This is a genomic window from Mesorhizobium sp. B2-3-10 (genome assembly GCF_006442275.1).
GTDB lineage: Bacteria > Pseudomonadota > Alphaproteobacteria > Rhizobiales > Rhizobiaceae > Mesorhizobium > Mesorhizobium australicum.
In genome coordinates this window covers 268,834-282,835 of the sequence record NZ_VFVT01000003.1, presented here as the reverse complement: position 1 = coordinate 282,835, position 14,002 = coordinate 268,834, and the positions used below count along the sequence as shown (strand labels likewise).

14 protein-coding genes are annotated in these 14,002 nt (G+C 64.7%); all 14 read left to right on the top strand.

The window, feature by feature from the left end:
* The first annotated feature begins 3 nt into the window (after positions 1-3).
* The 14 genes from flgA to FJ943_RS10965 all read left to right on the top strand — a co-directional run bounded on the left by flgA (position 4) and on the right by FJ943_RS10965 (position 13,908).
* Entirely contained in the window at positions 4-519 is a 516-nt protein-coding gene (gene flgA, locus FJ943_RS11030) for a flagellar basal body P-ring formation chaperone FlgA (protein ID WP_083882975.1), read from the top strand.
* Complete coding sequence (locus tag FJ943_RS11025) at positions 516-1,757, top strand: flagellar basal body P-ring protein FlgI (RefSeq protein WP_140721464.1); 1,242 nt, start codon at positions 516-518, stop codon at positions 1,755-1,757. Before flgA ends, FJ943_RS11025 begins: the two co-directional genes overlap by 4 nt.
* 8 nt (positions 1,758-1,765) lie before the next feature.
* A complete protein-coding gene (locus tag FJ943_RS11020) occupies positions 1,766-2,347 on the top strand; it encodes a MotE family protein (RefSeq protein ID WP_083883185.1) in 582 nt (193 codons plus the stop codon).
* Positions 2,344-3,048, top strand: coding sequence for a flagellar basal body L-ring protein FlgH (gene flgH / locus FJ943_RS11015; RefSeq protein WP_140713460.1), 705 nt, complete (start codon positions 2,344-2,346; stop codon positions 3,046-3,048). Before FJ943_RS11020 ends, flgH begins: the two co-directional genes overlap by 4 nt.
* Before the next feature lie 20 nt (positions 3,049-3,068).
* Positions 3,069-3,563, top strand: coding sequence for a flagellar basal body-associated FliL family protein (locus FJ943_RS11010; protein WP_015315907.1), 495 nt, complete (start codon positions 3,069-3,071; stop codon positions 3,561-3,563).
* Positions 3,560-4,291 carry a flagellar type III secretion system pore protein FliP gene (gene fliP / locus FJ943_RS11005; protein WP_015315906.1) on the top strand — a complete coding sequence of 244 codons (732 nt, stop codon included), beginning with the start codon at positions 3,560-3,562 and terminating at the stop codon, positions 4,289-4,291. Before FJ943_RS11010 ends, fliP begins: the two co-directional genes overlap by 4 nt.
* A 242-nt stretch (positions 4,292-4,533) precedes the next feature.
* Positions 4,534-5,529 carry a flagellin gene (locus FJ943_RS11000; RefSeq protein ID WP_140721461.1) on the top strand — a complete coding sequence of 332 codons (996 nt, stop codon included), beginning with the start codon at positions 4,534-4,536 and terminating at the stop codon, positions 5,527-5,529.
* A gap of 275 nt (positions 5,530-5,804) precedes the next feature.
* Complete coding sequence (locus tag FJ943_RS10995; RefSeq protein WP_140721459.1) at positions 5,805-6,875, top strand: flagellin; 1,071 nt, start codon at positions 5,805-5,807, stop codon at positions 6,873-6,875.
* A 126-nt stretch (positions 6,876-7,001) separates the two neighbouring features.
* The gene (fliF, locus tag FJ943_RS10990) at positions 7,002-8,651 is read left to right on the top strand and encodes a flagellar basal-body MS-ring/collar protein FliF (protein ID WP_023781317.1); all 1,650 of its coding nucleotides are present in this window, start codon (positions 7,002-7,004) and stop codon (positions 8,649-8,651) included.
* 3 nt (positions 8,652-8,654) lie between these two features.
* Positions 8,655-9,275: a hypothetical protein gene (locus FJ943_RS10985; protein ID WP_140721456.1), complete on the top strand. Its 621-nt coding sequence runs from the start codon at positions 8,655-8,657 to the stop codon at positions 9,273-9,275.
* Positions 9,272-10,642 (top strand): MotB family protein, encoded by a 1,371-nt coding sequence (locus FJ943_RS10980; protein ID WP_140721453.1) that lies wholly within the window; start codon positions 9,272-9,274, stop codon positions 10,640-10,642. Before FJ943_RS10985 ends, FJ943_RS10980 begins: the two co-directional genes overlap by 4 nt.
* On the top strand, positions 10,639-12,015 hold the full coding sequence (locus tag FJ943_RS10975) for a chemotaxis protein MotC (RefSeq protein WP_140721450.1): 1,377 nt from the start codon (positions 10,639-10,641) through the stop codon (positions 12,013-12,015). The genes FJ943_RS10980 and FJ943_RS10975 overlap by 4 nt, the downstream gene beginning before the upstream one ends.
* Complete coding sequence (locus FJ943_RS10970; protein ID WP_140721447.1) at positions 12,012-13,391, top strand: flagellar hook-length control protein FliK; 1,380 nt, start codon at positions 12,012-12,014, stop codon at positions 13,389-13,391. Before FJ943_RS10975 ends, FJ943_RS10970 begins: the two co-directional genes overlap by 4 nt.
* Positions 13,321-13,908 carry a transglycosylase SLT domain-containing protein gene (locus FJ943_RS10965; RefSeq protein ID WP_181174543.1) on the top strand — a complete coding sequence of 196 codons (588 nt, stop codon included), beginning with the start codon at positions 13,321-13,323 and terminating at the stop codon, positions 13,906-13,908. The genes FJ943_RS10970 and FJ943_RS10965 overlap by 71 nt, the downstream gene beginning before the upstream one ends.
* Positions 13,909-14,002 lie beyond the last annotated feature (94 nt).

Genomic DNA, 14,002 nt, shown 5'->3' with positions numbered 1-14,002 from the left:
CGGATGATGGCCATGCCGATCTCCTGCTCCGCATTCCGTCGCGCCGCGCTCGCCCTTGCGCTGGTAGCCTGCGGCATGCCGGCTTTCGCCCAGGACTCGGCCAACCAGATCGCCAGCAACCAACCTGCTGGCGAGGTCGTGCTGATCCCCAACCGGGTCATTTATCCCGGCGAGACCATTGAACTCACCGCCCTGAAGCAGGTCACCCTCATCCCCGGCAAGCATAAGCCCGATGCTGTTGCGACCCGTTCCGAGGAATTGCAGGGCAAGATCGCCAAGCGCACGCTGCTGCCCGGCCGCTACATTCCTTCAGTCGCCGTCCGTGAGGCCTGGCTGGTCGAGCAGGGTGCCGCCGTGCAGGTCTTCTTCGTCGCCGGCGGGCTGACGATCACGGCCACCGCCGTGACCTTGCAGCCGGGTTCGGCGGGCGACTTCATCAAGGTCCGCAACAGCGACAGCGGCAAGATTCTCTCCGGCACGGTGATGGCCGACGGCACCATCCAGGTCGGCGCTTCATGATGCGCCTGCTTGCCCTTCTGATTGCGGCCACGCTCGGTCTGCAGCCGGCACTAGCCGATGGCCTGACGCCCAAGGCCAAGCGCGAACTCGCCGCCAGGAATGGCGGTGTCTACGACGATCCCGAATATGATCCCGCCACCACCGCGCGCATGTTCCGCGTTTCGCCCGGACCAAGCTCGCTGCCGCCTGGCCAGGTCGCCTCGCGCATCAAGGATATCGCGCAGCTGCAGAGTTCGCGCGACAACCAGCTCGTCGGCTACGGCCTCGTCATCGGGCTCGCCGGATCCGGCGACAGCCTGCGCAACTCGCCGTTCACCGAACAGTCGATCCGCGCCATGCTCGAAAATCTCGGCATCGCCACGGAAGGCGGCAGCGCACGCGCCAAGAACGTCGCCGCCGTCATCGTCACCGCCAACATGCCGCCCTATGTGCAGTCCGGCGCCCGCATCGACATCGACGTCTCCTCGATGGGCGACGCTACCTCGCTTGCCGGCGGCACGCTGATCATGACGCCGCTGAAGGCGGCGGACGGGGAGATCTACGCCGTCGGCCAGGGCGCGGTCATCGTTTCCGGTTTCACCGCTCAAGGCCAGGCCGAGCAGTTGACGCAAGGCGTACCGACCGCCGGCCGCGTGCCGAACGGGGCCATAATCGAGCGGCAGGTGAAGGCCGAGTTCGATGACCAGTCGACGCTGACACTGCAATTGCGCAATCCCGATTTCTCCACCGCCATCCGCATCGCGGACGCGATCAACGACTACACCGCCCAGCGCTTCGGCATGCGCGTGGCGGCGGAGCGCGATTCCCGCACCGTGCAGATCAGGCGGCCGAAGAGCGTTTCGGCGGCCCGCTTCTATGCCGAGATCGAAAACCTGGTGGTCGAGTCCGACACGCCGGCCCGCGTCGTCATCGACGAGCGCACCGGTACCATCGTCATCGGCAACGACGTCAAGATCTCACGTGTCGCCATCAGCCACGGCACGCTGACGGTGCGCATTACGGAAGCGCCGCGCGTCGTGCAGCCCGAACCCTTCTCCAAGGGCGAAACCGCCGTCGAACCGTTCACAGCCATCGATGCCACCCGGCCCAACGCCCGCGTCGCCGTGCTCGACGGGCCCGACCTGCAAACTCTCGTTTCCGGCCTCAACCGTCTCGGCGTCAAGCCGGACGGCATCATTGCCATCCTGCAAGGCATCAAGTCGGCCGGCGCCTTGCAAGCCGATCTGGTTCTCCAATAGCGATGCCGATGATCACCTCCCTCTCATCCCATCAAGGACGCCCTCCCAGCGCAATCTTGTTCGCGGCCACGGTCCTCGCGGCCATGTCCGTTTCGAGCTGCGGCGCACGCGGCGAGGATGTCGTTCGTCAGATTCTGCCCGGAGCGCAGCCCGCGGTCGCACCGCAGCAACTGACACGAGAAAAGGCGCCGGACCAGAGCGAGATCGAGCGCTTCTGCTCCAACATCGCCGACGCCGCGCGCGACCGCCGCTATGCCTTGCAGGCGGAGGAGTTAAAACAGCTGCAGGCAGGCATCGACGAGCGCATGAAGGCGCTGGACGCAAAAAAAGCCGAATACGAAACCTGGTTGAAGCGGCGCGAGGTGTTTCTGGCCCGGGCCGAGGACGGTGTCGTCAAGATTTATGCCGGCATGAAGCCCGATGCCGCGGCCGAACGCCTGGCGATCGTCAACGCGGACCTCGCCGCGGCCATCCTGATGAAGCTCGATTCGCGCAAGGCGGGTGTCATCCTCAACGAAATGGACCAGAAGGCGGCGGCGACGCTCACCGGCATCATGGCCAGCGCAGCCCGAAGGGTAGATCCGTCATGATCCGCAGAATGCTCATCCTGTCCGCGGCGGCAGCCTTGTCCGGCTGCGCAACCAATTTCAAGGAAATCGGTAGGGAACCATCGCTGTCGCCGGTCGGTTCGGGCATCGGCGGCGACGGGGCAGCACCCTACAGCTATCCTCAGCCGCCCGCCGCTCCGGTCAAGAAGTTCTCTTTGTGGGACGACCGCCAGAGCCGGCTGTTCACCGATCCCAGGGCGCTGCGCGAAGGCGACATCCTGACCGTCAGGATCAAGCTCAACGACAAGGCCAACTTCAAGAACCAGAACGACCGGAGCCGCACCGCCGCACGCAAGCTGGGCTATGACGTCACGCTCGGATGGGAAGGCAACAGCACCAGCGGCAAGGGTGACGCCGGCTTGAGTTCCAGCACCGAAACCAATGCCGACGGCGAAATCAAGCGCTCTGAAAACCTGGAGCTCAACGTCGCCGCCGTCGTCACCGAGGTCCTCCCCAACGGCAATTTGATGATCAGGGGTTCCCAGGAAGTGCGCGTCAACTACGAGCTCAGGGTGCTCACCATCGCCGGCATGGTGCGCCCGTCGGACATCGGCGCGGAAAACACCATCTCCTATGAACGCATCGCCGAGGCGCGCATCTCCTATGGCGGCCGTGGCCGCGTCAGCGAGGTCCAGCAGCCGGCTTATGGCCAGCAGGTCCTCGACCAGGTTCTTCCGTTCTAGGCATTGGAGAGCGCGGCACCATGGCCAATGTCGATCAGATTCAGCCTCGCAAGGGTCCTTCCCTTGCCGTGCAGGGCGCCATGCTGCTCGTGGTGACGGCCGCCGCCATCGGCATGGGCTGGATGTCGGGCGGTTATCTCAAGGGCGTCGGCGCACCATCGTCGGTGCCAGTCGCGCCTGAAAACGAGGGCAAGGTACCCCAGCCCGAAGCCGCTCAACAAGCTGGCGCGGGGCCGACGCTCGTCGCGCTGGCGCCGATCACCACCAACATTGCCTCGCCCGCGGACACTTGGATCAGGATGGAAGTGTCCGTGGTCTACGACGCTCCGCAGCCGCCGGCGATGGCGGAGGACGTCCAGCAGGATCTTCTGGCCTTCGTGCGTACCCTCAAGATGCACCAGATCGAAGGCGCCAGCGGCTACCAGCATCTGAAGGCCGATCTCGACGAACGCGCCTCGATCCGCAGTCAGGGGCACGTCAAACAGGTTCTCGTCAGGACATTGCTGCTCGAATGAGAAAATTCCTTCTTGCCGCGGCACTGATTGGCGCCGCCACCTCCGTCGCGGCGGCCCAGCAACTGGACCTTGGCGGCATCGGCAAGGCCGATGGCGCCACCGTCGGCTACATCATCCAGATGTTCGGCCTGCTCACCGTGCTGTCGGTGGCGCCGGGGCTGCTGATCATGGTGACCAGCTTCACCCGCTTCGTCATCGCCTTCTCCATCCTGCGTGCCGGCATTGGCCTGCAATCGACGCCGGCGAACCTCATCCTCATTTCGCTGTCGCTGTTCATGACCTTTTATGTCATGGCGCCGACCTTCGATCAGGCGTGGAATACCGGCGTCAAGCCGTTGATGGACAATCAGATCAGCCAGACAGAGGCCTTCGAGAAGATTTCCGATCCGTTCCGCACCTTCATGCTGCACAATGTGCGCGACAAGGATTTCGACCTTTTCGCCGACCTTGCCCGCGAACGCGGCCAGGTCGTTGCGAAGGAGACGGTCGATCTGCGCATTCTGGTGCCTGCCTTCATGATCTCCGAGATCCGGCGCGGCTTCGAGATCGGCTTCCTGATCGTGCTGCCATTCCTGGTCATCGACTTGATCGTGGCCACCATCACCATGGCGATGGGCATGATGATGCTGCCGCCCACGGTCGTGTCGTTGCCGTTCAAGATCCTGTTCTTTGTCCTGATCGACGGCTGGAACCTGCTCGTCGGCAGCCTGGTGCGCTCTTTCACCTGACCGTGCGCGCTCGACATCGGGTATGGCCTGCCTGCGGAATGAGGCAGCGCGCCGCGTCATCGAATTCCTCCGAATTATTTTCGATTAACCGTCCAGTTTAGTCGTTTGGTAGGGACTCGCCGCCATAGTCGCTCGCAGATGGCGGGTGACCCAAACGCAACGGTCATTGGCATGATGCCGCTCCGTCATACCGGACAAACCGGTATGCAAAAAACACCCTGTAAAACAAGGTACGAGTAGCCATGGCCAGTATCATGACCAACGCCTCGGCGTTGACCGCTCTGCAGAGCTTGAACGCCACCCAGAAGAACCTCGACACCACCCAGGCCCGCATCTCGACGGGTTATCGCGTCTCCCAGGCGTCGGACAACGCCGCCTACTGGTCGATCGCCACCACGATGCGCTCGGACAACTCGGCGATGTCCACCGTTTCGGACGCGCTCGGCCTCGGCGCCTCGAAGGTCGACACCGCCTACACCGGCATGGACAGCGCGATCACGACCATCAACCAGATCCAGCAGAAGCTGACCGCATCCTACGGCCAGACGGACGCTTCCAAGGAAAAGACCCAGGTCGAAATCGCCGCTCTTCAGAATCAGTTGAAGGCCTATGCCGATGGCGCCACCTTCTCCGGCACCAACATGCTCTCGGTCAACAGCGGCGCCACCGCCACGACCGCGGCCGACGTCAAGATCGTTTCGGCCTTCAACCGCAGCGCAACCGGCGCGGTTTCGATCTCGACGATCGACGTCAACGTGGAAAGCATCAAGCTGTATGAAGCCGGCACCGCTACGGGCGTGACGAAAGGTATCCTCGACGCCGACCGCCTCGGCACCGATGGCAGCGTCGCGGCTGCGGCCTCGAACCCGACCCTGGGCGCTGCCGCGGGGGCCACCGACACTTATTCGGTCGCCAGCCTGAAGATCTTCTCGGGCACCACCGCTGCGAGCGACACCCAGATCCAGGCTATGATGAACGTCGTCGATGCCGCGCTGAAGGGCATGACCAACGCTGCCACCAAGCTCGGCGCCGCCAAGAGCTCCATCGACCTGCAGAAGACCTTCACCTCGAGCCTGATGGACTCCATCGATCGCGGCGTCGGCCAGCTCGTCGATGCCGACATGAACAAGGAATCGACCCGCCTCCAGGCCCTGCAGGTTCAGCAGCAGCTCGGCGTCCAGGCGCTGTCGATCGCCAACGGCTCGTCGCAGTCGATCCTGTCGCTCTTCCGCGGCTGATCCCTCTCGACCGATCAAACCAGGCAAACGGGCCGCGCCAAAAGCGCGGCCCGTTTTGCGTTTGCTCCAGCCCCGCGCAACCCTCGTTTCTTAACCCTCGAAAGCTGGCTTTTAACAGGCCGTTAACCATAACGCGCTAGTCATGGTTAACCAATGACTTACAACGGATTGCCGAATCGGCCCGATCGGGTGACGGTAATCCACGAGCGGGTCGAGCGGCTCGCGAGGGCAACGCCGGTTTGAGAAAGACCGGTCTGGAAAAAGGAGCGAGTTTCTTGGCGAGCATCATGACGAACGCCGCGGCGTTGACCGCACTTCAAAGCCTTAACGCCACCAACAAATCGCTCGAGCAAACGCAGTCCCGAATCTCCACGGGCTACAGGGTCTCCGAGGCCTCCGACAACGCCGCCTACTGGTCGATCGCCACGACGATGCGCTCCGACAACCAGGCGCTGTCGACAGTCCAGGACGCGCTCGGCCTGGGCGCTTCGAAAGTCGACACTGCCTATACCGGCATGAACAATGCGCTGGATACGATCGGCAAGATCAAGACCAAGTTGCTTTCGACCATTGGCCAGACGGGTGCCGCCAAGGCAAAGACGCAGACTGAAATCACCGCGCTCCAGGCGCAGATGAAGTCCTTTGCCGATGCCGCCACCTTTTCGGGCTCGAATTATCTTTCGGTGACATCGACGCAGGTCGCCGCCGCCAATGACGGCGTCCAGGCCGACGCCAAGATCGTGTCGTCCTTCAATCGCTCATCGTCGGGCGCCATCTCGCTCGGGACGATCGACATCGATGTCGAGAGCACCAAGCTGTTCGATTCCGGTCTCTCCACCGCCGTCAAGAACCAGGGCACGCTTGACCGCCAGACCTCGGTCTATTCCACGGCGGCGGCCCAGGACCTGTATGATACCGCTTATGCGGCCGCAATCGCCGGCGGCGGCACGGACATTGCCGCCAACAACGCCGGCCAGACCGCGGCCGGGGCGGTGGTTCCCAGGATCGACAATGTTTCCGCCTACAATCTCGATATCACCGCGGCTGGCGTGACCGACGACATCATCACCCAGATGGTCGGCAAGATCGACAAGGTCATGAGCCAGTTGACCGACTCCGCCACCATTCTCGGTGCGGCCAAGAGCTCCATCGACCTGCAGAAGACCTTCACGCAGAGCCTGATGGACTCGATCGATCGCGGCGTCGGCCAGCTCGTCGATGCCGACATGAACAAGGAATCGACCCGCCTCCAGGCGCTCCAGGTCCAGCAGCAGCTCGGCATCCAGTCGCTGTCGATCGCCAACAGCTCCTCGCAGTCGATCCTGTCGCTGTTCAAGAACGGCTAACCTTGGCCTAGCTGACGGATACTTCGAAATTCACGGGCCGCGCCGCAAGCGCGGCCCGATTTCATTTTCGCACAAGCTTCGGGAGCTAGTGTTCCGGCGGACAGTCATGCTGGGAGTCGCTCAATCGTGCCGGAACAGATCCAGAGCATCATCTCGAATCTCCGCGGCTTTGGTGTCAGGCGCCTGGCCATGCTGGCGGGCATCGCCGTCTTGGTGATGGGCGTCATCGGCATTGCCTCGGTTTACCTCAACCGCCCGGCCTACGACACGCTCTATGTCGGGCTCGATCGCTCCGACGTGAACCAGATCGGCCTGGTGCTGGGCGAGGCCGGCATCGGCTTCGACGTCGGCGCCGACGGAACCTCCGTGCTGGTTCCGGCCGGCACCACGGCGCAGGCGCGCATGCTGCTTGCCGAAAAGGGTCTGCCGACCAGCGCCAATGCCGGCTACGAATTATTCGACAATGTCGGCGCGATGGGCCTCACCTCCTTCATGCAGCAGATCACCCGGGTGCGCGCGCTCGAAGGCGAGATCGCCCGCACCATCCAGTCGATATCGGGCATCAAGGCGGCGCGCGTCCACATCGTCATGTCCGAGCGCGCCAATTTTCGTCGCGACGAACAGCAGCCCTCCGCGTCGGTCGTCATCCGCTACGCCGGCATCGACGCGGAGAAGAGCGCCATGTCGATCCGCCATCTCGTCGCCGCCGCAGTCCCTGGCCTGTCGGCCGACAAGGTGACGGTGCTCGATTCCAACGGCAATCTGCTGGCCGCGGGCGATGATCCATCCAACACCAGTGCCGCTCGCACGCTCGGCGTCGAGCAGACCGTGGAGGCGCAGATCGGCGACAACATTCGCCGCGCGCTCACGCCCTATCTCGGGCCCGACAATTTCCGCGCCAGCGTCAAAGCTGATGTCAACACCGACACCCGCCAGACCGAAGAGACGATCTTCGATCCGGAGTCCCGTGTCGAGCGCTCGGTGCAATCGGTGCGCGCCAACGAGAACAGCAACCAGAAACAGGCCTCGACCCCGGCCAGCGTCGAGCAGAACCTGCCGGAGACCCAGGCGACCAGCACCGAAGGTCCGCAGACCTCCTCGGCCAACGACCGCAAGGAGGAGATCACCAACTACGAGATCAACTCCAAGAAGATCGCCACCGTCTCCAATGGCTACAGCGTCACCAAGATGTCGATCGCCGTCGTCGTCAACCAGGACCGGCTGAAGACGATCCTGGGCAAGGACGCGACACCGGACCAGATCGCCAAGCGCGTCGCCGAAATCCAGAAGATGGTAAGCTCCGCCACCGGCTTCGACGACAAGCGCGGCGACGTCATCGACGTCTCGGCGGTCGAGTTCATCGACGGGCTGGACGGCGAGGCGGTGCCACAGGCGGGAATGCTCGATTCCATCGGCCAGCATGCCGGCACGCTGATCAATGCCGGCGCCTTCATCGTGGTGGTGTTCCTGGTCGCCTTCTTCGGCCTGCGGCCGATGGCGGCCGCGCTGACGGCAAAGGCGACGCCCGCTATAGCAGGCCCCAATTTCGATGAGGTCCAGCGCTCCCTGCCCACCCCGGAGGCAGCCGCTTCGGCCGATGCGGGTGCCGCCATTGGCGCTCTGCCCGGCACGCGTGCCGGCGCCACCCCGCTCGACGATCTGCGCCAGAAGATCAGGCCGGCTCCGCAGGAGCGGCTTGCCCGCATGGTCGACATCAACGAGGAACGCACCGCGCAGATCCTGCGCAAATGGGCGGCCCAGGAAGTCGCGGCGTAGACCATGCCCTCCGCAGCCCTCTTTGATCTTCTCCCGGATTTCGGCACGCGCGCGCAACGCGCCAGCCAGCCGCAGGCCACCGCCGAGCACAAGCCCGAGGCGGCAGCACCGACGGCCGATATCGGCACGCTGATCGCCGAAGCCGTTGCCCAGGCGGAGGCGGCGCTCGGCGAACGGCTTGCCGCGGCCCATGAAGCAGCGCTGCAAGCGGAACGCCAGGCAAATGCCGAGGAAGCAAAGGCCTTTCTCGACAGTTTCGGCGGCGATGTCGGCAAGGCGGTCTCGTCGCGCATCGACGCCATGGAGGCGCGCGTGACGGATCTTGTCGCCGCCACGGTCGCCCGCATCATCGGCGGCGTTGTCAGCGACGATCTGCGGAAGCGCTCGCTCGAAGCGCTCGCCGGCGCGATCCGCGAAGCCGTTGGCGATGGCGAAGCGGTGCGCATCGCCGTTCGCGGGCCGCTCTCGCTGTTCGAAACGCTGAAGGCGTCGCTTGGGTCACGCGCCGCAAACCTCGACTTCATCGAGGCGCCCGGCTTCGACCTGATGGTCACCATCGAAGAGGCCGTGTTCGAGACGCGCATGGCCGAATGGTCGGCAACCCTGTCCGAGGTCCTGTCATGAGCGTCGCCGAAGCCGATCATGGCAGGCACGAGATCATAATCGTGCGGCGCGGCCATGACGACCACGACGAAGGTCATCATGGCGGCGTCTGGAAGATCGCCTTCGCCGACTTCATGACCGCCATGATGTGCTTCTTCCTGGTCATGTGGCTGATCAATGCCGCCAACGAACAGACCAAGACGGCCGTCGCCAGCTATTTCAACCCCGTCAAGCTGGTCGACCGCGAATCGAGCCGCAAGGGCCTTAAGGATCTCGGCAATGGACCGCGCACGGCCGGGCCGACGGCCGAAGACCCGCAGGAAGCGACCACCAAGGCTGGACAGGACGGCACCGGCGCCGCGGGCTCGTCCAATCGCAAACAGGACAAGCAGGAGCCGCAGCAGTCCCAACAGTCCGACGAGCATCTTTTCGCCGACCCCTATGCGGTGCTTTCGGAGATCGCCACGGATACCGGCGTCATGCAGAATGTCAGCCAGAAGGGCGATGGCGGCGCGCAGAGTTCCGGCCCGGCGACGGGCGCCTCGGGGGGCGCGTCCTACCGCGATCCTTTCGAGCCGGACTTCTGGTCGCAGCAGGTCGCCGCGCCCGGCGCCGAGGCGAGTGCCCAGCGCCCCAGGGTCGAGGGCGATCCGCTCAAGCCCGGCGACAAGGCTGCCGAGACACAAATCGCCAAGGTCAAGGCCGTGCCGCCGGCGCCGCCGATCAAGGATGCGCCACTGGAGCCCCTGGCCGGGGATGGCAAGGACGCCGCGGCGACAATGGTCAAGACTGCTGATGCCAAGGCCGGCGATACCAAGGCCGAGGCTGGAGACAGCAAGGCCGCGGACATGGCCAAGGCGGGCACGACCGCTGCGATGCAGGAGTCCACACAATCCGAGGCGGCGGACAAGGCTCCGACCGCCGCGGCGAGCAAGGCGGCTGCCGACGTCAAGCAGCAGCTAGCCGATGCCTTCAAGCCCGGCGACAAGCTGCATGACGGCGTCTCGGTGGAAGCCACCGACAAGGGTGTCGTCATCTCCATCACCGATCAGCTCGACTTCGGCATGTTCGAGGTCGGCTCGGCGGTGCCGAGCCGCGAACTGGTACTGGCGATGGAAAAGATCGGCCGCATCGTCAACGGCCAGAAAGGCACCATCAGCATCAACGGTCACACCGATGCGCGTCCCTTCCGCGATGCCAGCTACGACAATTGGCGGCTGTCGACGGCGCGCGCGCACTCGGCCTATTACATGCTCGTGCGTGGCGGCGTCGATGAACGCCGCATCACCGAGGTTGCCGGCTTCGCCGATCGCCAGCCCAAGGATGCGGCTGATCCGCTGTCGGCGGCCAACCGCCGCATCGAGATCCTGATGGCAACCGGCGGATGAAACGGGCGGCGCTCACCAGCCGCATGATAGGCCTGTTGCTGCTGGCCGCGGCTTGTCCGTCTGCGGGCCTCGCCCAGGACACGCTGCAGCCTTATCAGCTGGTCCGCTCGCTGCAGCTCGTTCAGGACCGCATCGCGGCCGGCGATCATGCCGCGATGCCGATGCAGGCCAAGCTGCTCGAGATGACCGATGCGCGTTTGCGCGCGGCGGACGCCGAGGATTTCAAGGATCCCAAGAATTTTCGCGCGTTGCTGGTCTACGGCATGAGCGGCGGCAATCCGGTGACCGTCGAGGCGGCCGTGTCGCGCGCCGCCTCCGATCCGCGGAACCTTGCCATGGCCAAAGGGGTGATCGACTATCTGAACGGCCGGCCAGGCGAGGCGATCGAAGCCCTGAGGCCGATCAACCCGATGACCCTGCCAGGCGACCTCGGCGCGTTCCTCGCTTTGGTCAAAGGGTCATTGCTTGCCACGGATCAGCCGGCGGCCGCACTCACGCTGCTCGATGAGGCCAAGCTGCTCAGCCCCGGCACTCTGGTCGAGGAAGCGGCCTTGCGGCGCTCGGTCGGCATTGCCGTGACGCAGGGCGACGCGGCGCGGTTCGCGCTTGCCTCCACCCAATATGTCGAGCGCTACCTCTATTCGCCTTACGCCAGCCAGTTCGCCGACTCCTTCGTCTCCGGCGTCATTGCACTGCATATGTCGATCAGCCAGGACAAGCTGGCCGACATCACCTCGATGATGGACCCCGAGCGCGAGAAGGTGATCTATCTGCGTATCGCGCGCCGCGCCGCGATTGACGGCATGAGTGACTTGTCGGCTTTCGCCTCGGCGCGGGCCGAACAGGGTCGCGACGGCAACACCAATCAGGACGATCCGCGCGCCCTGCTCTATTCCAGCCTGTCCACGGTGACCTCCGATACGATCGAGGACGTGCGCACCAAACTTGGCAAGATCGACCGCAGCAAATTATCGGACGGCGACCGGGCCTTGCTCGACGCGGCCCAGGCGATCGCCGGCGAAGTGGTGGCGCCGCCTGCTTCCCTTCCGGTCGCAAATCCGGCGCCCGCGCCGGTCGTACCATCGCCCGAACCCGAAATTGCGGCCGCATCGACCACGGATGCCGCCGGATTGCCACCCGTCGAGGGTGCCGTGTCCGAGAAGCCGGCCTTGGCGCCCCTGGCCGCTGCGCCCGCTGCGCCCGCTGCGCCGAACACATCCGCGCCGGCAACCGACGCGGCAACCGTCCTGCCGGCATCGGCCCCGGCGGTCGCGGCCAGCGCCGACACGACAGACCCGACCGACGCCGCCATGACGAAAACCCGTCGACAGCTAGACCTGATCGACCAGATGCTTGGAGCCGCCCCGAAATGACCCCCAGCCTCGGCCCGGCCCTGCCCGGATTTACCGCCGCGCGCACGGCCGAGCAGCCGGCCGCGTCCGGAAAGAAGGACGACACCGGGTTCGGAGGGATGGTGCACGGCGGCGCAAGCCCTGCCCATTCGGAGAAGCAGCCACCGGCCGAGCCAGGCTCCCGCGATCCGCGGTGGAGCAAGCTTGCCGCGGAGCTCGCGGCAAAGGCAGGCGAGGACGAGCCTAGGCCCGCCGGCAAGGCAAGGACCACGCCGAGCGGATCGTCTGCCGCGAAATCCATGAAGGACGGCAAGGACGCCGGGACGGACAAGGATGCCGATGCCGACGCGCCGGCCGCCGAATCGGGCGCGACGCCACTCGACGAGCATCTAGCGCTGCTGATGGCGTTTCATGACCTGCGCCATTTCTCGACATCGACCAAAACGGCCGACCAGAGCGCGGCCGGAACGGGACAGGACGCCGCGGTCGTTGGACAGCTTCCGCCGAAGGCCCACCGGCAGAAATCCGCCGCCGGGCGTGACGGTCTCGAACCCATGGCCAAGCCCGAGCGGGTATCGCTGGTCGACGGACCGTTGACGAAACTCGACGGCCGGCTCATTCGCGATGCCGCCGGCGCCCCTAAACATGACAGTACGGTCACGGCCGGCCCCTTGCCCGAGGCGCCTGCGGACGTTCCGGGCGTGGAGACGAAGCAGGCGGCGCCGCAGTTGAAATCGATCGCCGATCTCCAGTCCGCGTTGCGGTCCGAGCCGGGAAAACAGCAGTCGGCGGCGGCACGCATCGACGTCGTTTCCGAGCGCAGCTTCCCCGCCCCGCCGCAGGCACCGATAAGCCAGGCAGCCCTCAACGTGATCGGCGCCATTTCAGCCGATGGCGGTCCGAACCAGGCGCTTTCCACGGCCTCCGCGACCGCTCAGCTGACAGGCTCTGTTGCCGTTCCGACACATGTGTTGAAGATCGAACTTCACCCGGCCGAACTGGGCATGGTGACGGCCCATCTTCGGCTCTCCGGAGAACAACTGTCGATTGAATTGAAGCCCGAAACACACGATGCCTATCGCCGGCTTTCCAGTGACAGCGAGGCGATCGTCAAGTCGCTGCGCGGGCTGGGCTTCGAGGTTGACAAGGTCACCATCCTGCAACCTTCGGTAGCAATTCCCTCTACAACCCGCACGGATGCAACCGCCTCCGTGAGCGCTGCACCCGGCCGCGATCCGTCATCCTTCCAGCCCGGAAATTCCGGCGGCGGCAACAGTGGAACCGGCGGCCAGCAGTCAGGTCAGCAATCCGCAAGGGGTAATCATGATGAAGCGCAAGCACATGGCCGCGCCGCTTCGCCTTCTCGCGAGCGCGCTGGCGGCGGTGTTTTTATCTAGCCTCGCGAGCAGCGCAGGCGCCGCCACCAATCCTTGCGAACCCGAGATCCTGCGTGCCGCCGACCGCTATGGCGTGCCTGCCGGCATCCTCTATGCCGTCGGGTTGACGGAAACCGGAAACAAGGGCAGCCTTCAACCCAACGCCTTGAATATAGAAGGAAAAGCAGTCTTCCCGAGAAACCGGGACGAAGCGCTTGCCGCCTTCGCCAACGCCCGGCGCGAGGGCAAGACGCTGATCGATCTCGGCTGCATGCAGATCAACCATCACTACCATGCCTCGCATTTCCGCAGCGTCGAGGACATGCTCGACCCGCGCCAGAACGTCGACTACGCGGCACGGTTCCTGGCCAGCCTCCATGCCCGCCATGAGACCTGGTCCATGGCCGTCGCCCGCTATCATGCCGGACCCGACAACGACCCGGCGCAGAAGGTCTATATCTGCAGGGTGATCGCCAACATGGTGGCCACCGGCTTCGGCAAATGGACCACGAACGCACGCGCCTTCTGCAACCCGTAAGCGCATTTTCCACTTCTAATACATCAGTCCCGTGGCTGCGAAGCGATCGATTCGACTTGGCCGAGACTTGGGCCCCAAGCATATCTGGCTGCAC

Coding starts and splice junctions, on each gene's coding strand:
- flgA (WP_083882975.1), top strand. CDS start 4: ATGATGGCCATGCCGATCTCCTGCTCCGCATTCCGTCGCGCCGCGCTC.
- FJ943_RS11025 (WP_140721464.1), top strand. CDS start 516: ATGATGCGCCTGCTTGCCCTTCTGATTGCGGCCACGCTCGGTCTGCAG.
- FJ943_RS11020 (WP_083883185.1), top strand. CDS start 1,766: ATGATCACCTCCCTCTCATCCCATCAAGGACGCCCTCCCAGCGCAATC.
- flgH (WP_140713460.1), top strand. CDS start 2,344: ATGATCCGCAGAATGCTCATCCTGTCCGCGGCGGCAGCCTTGTCCGGC.
- FJ943_RS11010 (WP_015315907.1), top strand. CDS start 3,069: ATGGCCAATGTCGATCAGATTCAGCCTCGCAAGGGTCCTTCCCTTGCC.
- fliP (WP_015315906.1), top strand. CDS start 3,560: ATGAGAAAATTCCTTCTTGCCGCGGCACTGATTGGCGCCGCCACCTCC.
- FJ943_RS11000 (WP_140721461.1), top strand. CDS start 4,534: ATGGCCAGTATCATGACCAACGCCTCGGCGTTGACCGCTCTGCAGAGC.
- FJ943_RS10985 (WP_140721456.1), top strand. CDS start 8,655: ATGCCCTCCGCAGCCCTCTTTGATCTTCTCCCGGATTTCGGCACGCGC.
- FJ943_RS10980 (WP_140721453.1), top strand. CDS start 9,272: ATGAGCGTCGCCGAAGCCGATCATGGCAGGCACGAGATCATAATCGTG.
- FJ943_RS10975 (WP_140721450.1), top strand. CDS start 10,639: ATGAAACGGGCGGCGCTCACCAGCCGCATGATAGGCCTGTTGCTGCTG.
- FJ943_RS10970 (WP_140721447.1), top strand. CDS start 12,012: ATGACCCCCAGCCTCGGCCCGGCCCTGCCCGGATTTACCGCCGCGCGC.
- FJ943_RS10965 (WP_181174543.1), top strand. CDS start 13,321: ATGAAGCGCAAGCACATGGCCGCGCCGCTTCGCCTTCTCGCGAGCGCG.